The organism is Collinsella sp. AF33-16, assembly GCF_003475325.1.
In the GTDB taxonomy this organism is placed as follows: Bacteria; Actinomycetota; Coriobacteriia; order Coriobacteriales; family Coriobacteriaceae; genus Collinsella.
This window is the reverse complement of sequence record NZ_QRQC01000037.1, coordinates 1,465-7,087: the sequence shown is the minus strand read 5'-3', so window position 1 is coordinate 7,087 and position 5,623 is coordinate 1,465. Positions and strand designations below refer to the sequence as shown.

Annotated in this window: 7 protein-coding genes and 1 tRNA gene; 1 reads left to right on the top strand and 7 read right to left on the bottom strand. The window is 57.8% G+C overall.

What is annotated here, in order from left to right:
• Window positions 1-61: 61 nt before the first annotated feature.
• The 6 genes from DWZ52_RS09630 to DWZ52_RS09610 all read right to left on the bottom strand — a co-directional run bounded on the left by DWZ52_RS09630 (window position 62) and on the right by DWZ52_RS09610 (window position 3,131).
• The gene (locus DWZ52_RS09630; RefSeq protein ID WP_117641068.1) at window positions 62-994 is read right to left on the bottom strand and encodes a DUF4268 domain-containing protein; all 933 of its coding nucleotides are present in this window, start codon (window positions 992-994) and stop codon (window positions 62-64) included.
• Window positions 981-1,688 carry a hypothetical protein gene (locus tag DWZ52_RS09625; protein WP_117776607.1) on the bottom strand — a complete coding sequence of 236 codons (708 nt, stop codon included), beginning with the start codon at window positions 1,686-1,688 and terminating at the stop codon, window positions 981-983. Before DWZ52_RS09625 ends, DWZ52_RS09630 begins: the two co-directional genes overlap by 14 nt.
• A gap of 15 nt (window positions 1,689-1,703) precedes the next feature.
• Window positions 1,704-1,940 carry a hypothetical protein gene (locus DWZ52_RS09990; RefSeq protein WP_158572448.1) on the bottom strand — a complete coding sequence of 79 codons (237 nt, stop codon included), beginning with the start codon at window positions 1,938-1,940 and terminating at the stop codon, window positions 1,704-1,706.
• Window positions 1,937-2,626, bottom strand: coding sequence for an exonuclease domain-containing protein (locus tag DWZ52_RS09620; protein ID WP_118385428.1), 690 nt, complete (start codon window positions 2,624-2,626; stop codon window positions 1,937-1,939). Before DWZ52_RS09620 ends, DWZ52_RS09990 begins: the two co-directional genes overlap by 4 nt.
• A 15-nt stretch (window positions 2,627-2,641) precedes the next feature.
• Complete coding sequence (locus DWZ52_RS09615) at window positions 2,642-2,824, bottom strand: hypothetical protein (protein WP_117641071.1); 183 nt, start codon at window positions 2,822-2,824, stop codon at window positions 2,642-2,644.
• Window positions 2,825-3,054: 230 nt separating this feature from the next.
• Window positions 3,055-3,131, bottom strand: a tRNA-Met gene (locus DWZ52_RS09610).
• 196 nt (window positions 3,132-3,327) lie between these two features.
• Between DWZ52_RS09610 and DWZ52_RS09605 the strand changes: the two genes are divergently transcribed.
• Window positions 3,328-4,101 carry a type III pantothenate kinase gene (locus DWZ52_RS09605; protein ID WP_158572447.1) on the top strand — a complete coding sequence of 258 codons (774 nt, stop codon included), beginning with the start codon at window positions 3,328-3,330 and terminating at the stop codon, window positions 4,099-4,101.
• 110 nt (window positions 4,102-4,211) lie between these two features.
• Here DWZ52_RS09605 and DWZ52_RS09600 read toward each other — a convergent pair whose 3' ends face one another.
• Complete coding sequence (locus DWZ52_RS09600; protein ID WP_117583693.1) at window positions 4,212-5,408, bottom strand: ATP-binding protein; 1,197 nt, start codon at window positions 5,406-5,408, stop codon at window positions 4,212-4,214.
• Between the last annotated feature and the right edge of the window lie 215 nt (window positions 5,409-5,623).

The following is a 5,623-nucleotide window of genomic DNA, read 5'->3' as shown; positions in this document are numbered from 1 at the left end:
CCTCCCATTTCTCATGTCCAAGAAATGGGAGGCAGTTCACAATTTACTGCCGGGGCGTTTTTTAGAGCTCGATCTCCGCGATTATTTTTTTCATCTCGAGGGCCCATCCGAGCTGCTCCTCGATGTACCCCGGCCATGCGTCCTGGTGGCCCTTGATGGGGTGGCCCGCCTTGTAGAAGCGCAGCCCCGATGCCTTTTTCGCATCGAAGGGTGCCGCCGTCAGCCCGAGGTGCTCCTCGAAGACCCCGCTGTTGGCGATGGCGCGGTGCCCGATCTCCTTGTCGTCGTCCACGTACAGCTCGATGCCCGTGCGGCCCCTTTGCGTATCGATGAGCAGGGCGAGATGGTATGCCGAGACCCCCAGGCGAAGCGTCGACCAATGGTCCTTGCTGGGCTTCTGCGGGCTGAACTCCTTGAGGAACTCCGGATGGCCGCCCGCCACATCGCGGTAGGCCGTCCAGTACGCCAGCTTGACCTTTTCGGTCTCGCTGAGCCCCTCGGAGAGCTTCACGGTCTTGGTCCACTCGTTCGGCTGCTCGACCACGCCGAAGCGCGGGGCGGGCAAGGAGTCCCCGATCTTCCAGAGCTCGACCTCGACCAGGAAGAACCCGAAGTCGCTGTCGGTGTGCTGGTTGAGCCACTCGATGGCCTGGCGGTGCTCGTCGCGGGCGCGCGCCACGACCCAGATGACGACCTCGGCGCCCTTGCCGGCGGCGTACGTGATCACCTTGCCGAGATGGTCGTGGTTGGTGTCCTCGAGCTGGTTCTCGATGATCACCTTGCGGCCCGTACCGGACTCCTGCGCGTAGATGTCCACGTTGAACGATCCGACCGAGGACTCCGTCTCTATGAGCTCGAGCTCGATTCCGACCGCCGTCCCGAGGGTTGCGAGGTTCTGCTCCTCGGCCAGCCACTTGGTGAAGTCGTGGGCCTCATGCGGCCACACCTCGCGCAGGGGGACCTTATGGATGGTGTCCAGGTTATAGGTCTTCATCCGCCGCCCTCTCGACCGATAATCCAGTGCCGTTGTAGAGCCTCTCGCCGTCAAACGAACGCAGCAGGAGCCCACGACGTTCGTCGACGTCCTTCAGCTCGCACGGATACACGAATAGCAAAATGTTTTGTCGGTACTTGTAGTCAGCGTAGACATCCGGATCGCCCAATCGCGTAGGTATGGACGCGATATCGTCCGCCATACGCTCACTTGACCCCACGTATATTCCGAGATAGTCGCTGAAGTTCTTATCGTGGTCATGCCTGCGGTATGTCGCGATGAGATAGCAGCCGGGCATATCGTAGCCGTTGAACGCAGCTTCGGAGGCTTTGACCTGCTGGCAGATGAACTCGTGCAGGGGCATCACCGTCGACGCGCCTTCAAATATTGATTGCCTGGCGGCATCGATCTTCTTGCGAGCCTCCGCGGCGGCCCTTGAGTCCTGGAACGCCTTCGTGGCATCCCCCAACGCGCCGGCTGCCGCGCCGACGCCTTCCGCCGCCGCACCAAATCCCTTGCCGATGCCGTCGGCAACAGCACGCGCGCCGTTGGTTGCCCCGTCGGCAGCGCTTTTCACGGCTCCATCGACATCGAAACCGAGCTGCTTTGCCCCATCGACAACCCCGGCGGCGGCGGCTAAAACCCCCGCTGCAAGATTCACCGTGTCTTTTACGGTTTTCAAATTGACGGCCATATCGAGCCTTCCCTTCTATTCCGCCTTGCCAAATCGGTTCATGACCTCAAGCAACTCGCCCGTCGTGACGATTTTTGCCTGCGAGTTGCCGCTGAAAACTGCGTCGAGCTTGCTTCGTCCCACGTTGTCGCCTATTGCGAGGTACTTCGTGCTCTGCGCGGGCTTGCCATCGGTCGCTTTCATCCCGCATTCCTTAAGTGCGGCAAGGATCTCATCGCGATTGTAGCCCGGAGTAACGCCGGATACCTTCACCTTGAGTCCGACCGGATCAGTGATTTCGCCCGGATCGCCCCTGTGGCCCGCCTCCTCGGCTTTCGCCAAAACCTCTTCGATGGCTCCTGCGACCCGTTCACCAGTCCCAAGCCCGTGAAAACACGCTTGCGGCCATGATGGGAGGAGGCATTCGGAGCCCAAACGGCGGGCTCGAGCGCACCGAACTCGCCGGCCAGCCCACGGAAAACCCCAAGGCACGCCTCGGCGTCGCTCATGGCATCGTGGTGGCTATCAAGATGCACGCCGTAATGCTCGCAGAGGTCGACAAGCGCTCCGGGCAGACCCTTCTGCTTCGCCACCAGCATCGTATCGATTACTTCGATCTCGGGCATTTCGATGTCGTAGGCAGCCAGACTCTTCTTGATGTGGTGGATGTCGGCGCCGTTGGCGTTATGCGCGACCAGGATGTAGTCTCGCAGCAAATCCGCCAGACCGGCATCCTCCCAGAAGCGGACAAAGGTCGGCATGTCGTCCAGTGAGTCCCAATCGATTTCCAGATGAGACCTACTCCACCAACCAATCTCGCTCTCAGGATTGATCACCCGGCAAACCGGGTCGCCCAGGCAGTTTCCCTCAAGATCCGTGAGGATATAAGCGACCTGGCATATCCTCTGCTGGGGATTCGCCGTCTCGCTGTCCCAGAAGATATATCCCTTTTTCGCCATACGGCTTCCTTTCCCTTAAAACAAACTGTTATCCCATTCGGGTGCCTGGGTTATCGTCCCGACACGGGAAAGGAACAGCGCGTAGAAGGGGTCGTTCTTGAGATAGTAAACGCAGGCCGCCTCGTACTTGTCGCCCTTCTCCTTGGTCGTTGCCGACCCGTTGACGATAGGGTCAAGGGCATCGTAGACGGTCTTCATATAGCGACTCCCTTGTTGTTATTCAGACGTCACTATTTTAGCTAAGGACCGCCGGGACTCCTCCCAATTGGAGTTTATCGGTCGATAAGTCAAGCCGACCGGTCCGCGATTATCAATGGTTTATCTGCTTCACATAATAAATTGACTCAGGATTCACCCGCAATTCACCCGCAAGGTAAACCGATAAAGAAAAAGCTCGGAAGCAATTTTGCTTCCGAGCTGCAAGTTCTTGGTCGCGGGGGCAGGATTTGAACCTACGACCTCCGGGTTATGAGCCCGGCGAGCTACCAGACTGCTCCACCCCGCAATGTCTGGGCGCCTCATGTGCGCAAGAAAGAATATTACGCGGGGGTTCGGTAAACGGCAAGAAAAATCTCGTAGAGCATAATTCCTTCATATTTAAACCCCTCAGTCCATATCACCGTAAACGAATCGCAGCCGAGCGCCGTCGACGGCGCGTATACAATGGTGCGCGTCCTTTTATGCCAACACTGGGAGTAGACATGCTGCTCGCTATCGATATGGGAAACACGCAGACGGCCATGGGCCTGTTTGACGGAGACGAGCTGGTGCAGTCGTGGCGCATGCCCACCGACCGCTCCTATACCGCCGACGAGATCCATGTGCGCCTGATGGGCTTCTTTAAGATGTACGACCTCTCGCTCGGCGCGGTCGACGCGATCGCCTTTGCCGGCGTGGTGCCACAGCTCTCGCGCGAGTGGCACGCCGTGGCCGACCGCATCGCGGCAGACGCCATCGTTATCGGGCCGCAGACGGCCGCGGTGACCAAGCTGCGCGCGGCGCGTCCCCAGGCCGTAGGTGCCGACCGCGTCGCCAACGCCGTTGCGGCCGAGACTTTCTACGGCGCGCCGGCGATCGTGGTGGACTTTGGCACCGCGACCAATATCGACGTTATCGACGAGGACGGCTATTACATTGGCGGAGCGATCGCGCCGGGCATCCGCATCTCCATGGACGCGCTTGCCGCCCGAGCCGCCAAGCTCGCCAGCGTTCCGCTCGAGGCGCCCGAGCACGCCATCGGCCGCGATACCGAGGAGTGCATCAAAGTCGGCGCCGTGGTGGGTGCCGCTGCCATGGCCGAGGGCTTGGTCGCGCGCATGAAGCGCGAGCTGGGCCGCGAAGACGCCACCGTTATCGCCACGGGCGGTCTCGCCGGCATCGTCGCCGATTCGACCGATGCCTTCGACGTGGTCGACGGGCAGCTCACCATCAAGGGCATCTGCGAAATCTACCGCCGCATGCGGGAGCTGGGGTAAGACAGGGGCCTTAGCCGAGCGCGACACAAGCGCGAGCAGCGGACCAGGCAACGCGGCAGCCCTATTCCTCAAAATCGAAAATTTTCAGTTTTGAGGAATAGGGCTTTCTGCTACGCCTCGCCGCAAAGCCACCTCGCCAGGTCCACTATCTGCACCCCATCGCGATCCGTAGTCTCGTGATGCGTGCGGGCGAGAATCATCTTGGGATACGCGTCGGCAATGCTCAAGAGCGGCGAGATTTCCCGCTCAAACGTCTTGTCCGAGCTAATGTCATCGCTCACCTGGATATAGAGCTTCTCGCTTCGCCTGATAGCTACAAAGTCAATTTCCTTTTTATAAAGCACGCCGACGTACACTTCGTATCCGCGCCGCAGCAGCTCGATTGCCACCATGTTCTCGTATACGCGTCCCCAATCCATATCGCGCGTACCAAGCAGCGCATATTTAAACGCATGGTCCGCCAGATAGTACTTCTCGCCGCTCTTGAGGTATTTCTTGCCGCGAATGTCATACCGTCGAACCTTATAGAAGGCAAATGCGTCGCACAGATACCCCATATATGTGCCCACCGTCTTGTTCGTGATCTTTAGCCCATCTGCATTCAGGCTATCCGTTATATTGCGAGCCGACGTAATGTTGGAGACGTTGTCCATCATGTAGTCAGCAATACGCAGCAGCGCCGATTCGTTTCTGACGTTATGCCGCTGCACGATATCCCTCACGATCAACGTTTTAAAAACGTTGGAGAGATATTGATAGCGTTGCTCCTGCGTTCGGTAAGGATACGAACCGGACATGCCGCCGGCATGTGCGTATTCATCAAAATCATGGTCGACCTCGCCCTTACCGTCGTAAGAGCGATACTCCTCAAACGAGAACGGGAACACCTCGATTTCGAACGTGCGCCCCGTAAAGAGCGTCGATAGGTCGCTCGATAACAAAAATGCATTTGACCCCGTAATAAAGATGTCATACCGCTCGGATGCGTGAAGGCTGTTGATTGCGCGCTCAAAGCCGCTACACATCTGAACCTCATCGATAAGCAGAAAGTTTTGCGTGCCGGACACCCGACGCTCTTTTACATAAGCAAGCAAAGCGTGATATTCGAGCAGGTCCTCGAACTCATCGAGGTTGTAGTTGATATGAATGACATTTGAATCAGGCAGGTTGGTCTCCACGTAATCGCGGAGGGACTCGAGCAGCTTGGATTTTCCGCTGCGCCGGATGCCCGTGATGACCTTGATGTCGGGCACACCGATAAGACTCGTCAGCGTATCCATATACGACGTCCTATTGATGAGCTTCATTGGCATCCTCCCTACACCCGATGTTTGCTATTCCTCAAAATCGAAAAATTTTCAGTTTTGAGGAATAGCGCTTACATCGAATATACCTTGCCAAATAACAATCTGCTTTGGTCCTATTCCTCAAAACCGAAAATTTTTCGGTTTTGAGGAATAGGCTGCTGGCGGTTCATCCCCCAAACAGGCGAAAACCCTCCCCGGCGCGTGTGAACTGCCTC

What these genes read in the sequence shown, in the direction of transcription:
- DWZ52_RS09625 (WP_117776607.1), bottom strand. Translation starts at nt 1,688, where the DNA reads ATGGCCGTCAATTTGAAAACCGTAAAAGACACGGTGAATCTTGCAGCG.
- DWZ52_RS09630 (WP_117641068.1), bottom strand. Translation starts at nt 994, where the DNA reads ATGAAGACCTATAACCTGGACACCATCCATAAGGTCCCCCTGCGCGAG.
- DWZ52_RS09605 (WP_158572447.1), top strand. Translation starts at nt 3,328, where the DNA reads ATGCTGCTCGCTATCGATATGGGAAACACGCAGACGGCCATGGGCCTG.
- DWZ52_RS09620 (WP_118385428.1), bottom strand. Translation starts at nt 2,626, where the DNA reads ATGGCGAAAAAGGGATATATCTTCTGGGACAGCGAGACGGCGAATCCC.
- DWZ52_RS09615 (WP_117641071.1), bottom strand. Translation starts at nt 2,824, where the DNA reads ATGAAGACCGTCTACGATGCCCTTGACCCTATCGTCAACGGGTCGGCA.
- DWZ52_RS09600 (WP_117583693.1), bottom strand. Translation starts at nt 5,408, where the DNA reads ATGAAGCTCATCAATAGGACGTCGTATATGGATACGCTGACGAGTCTT.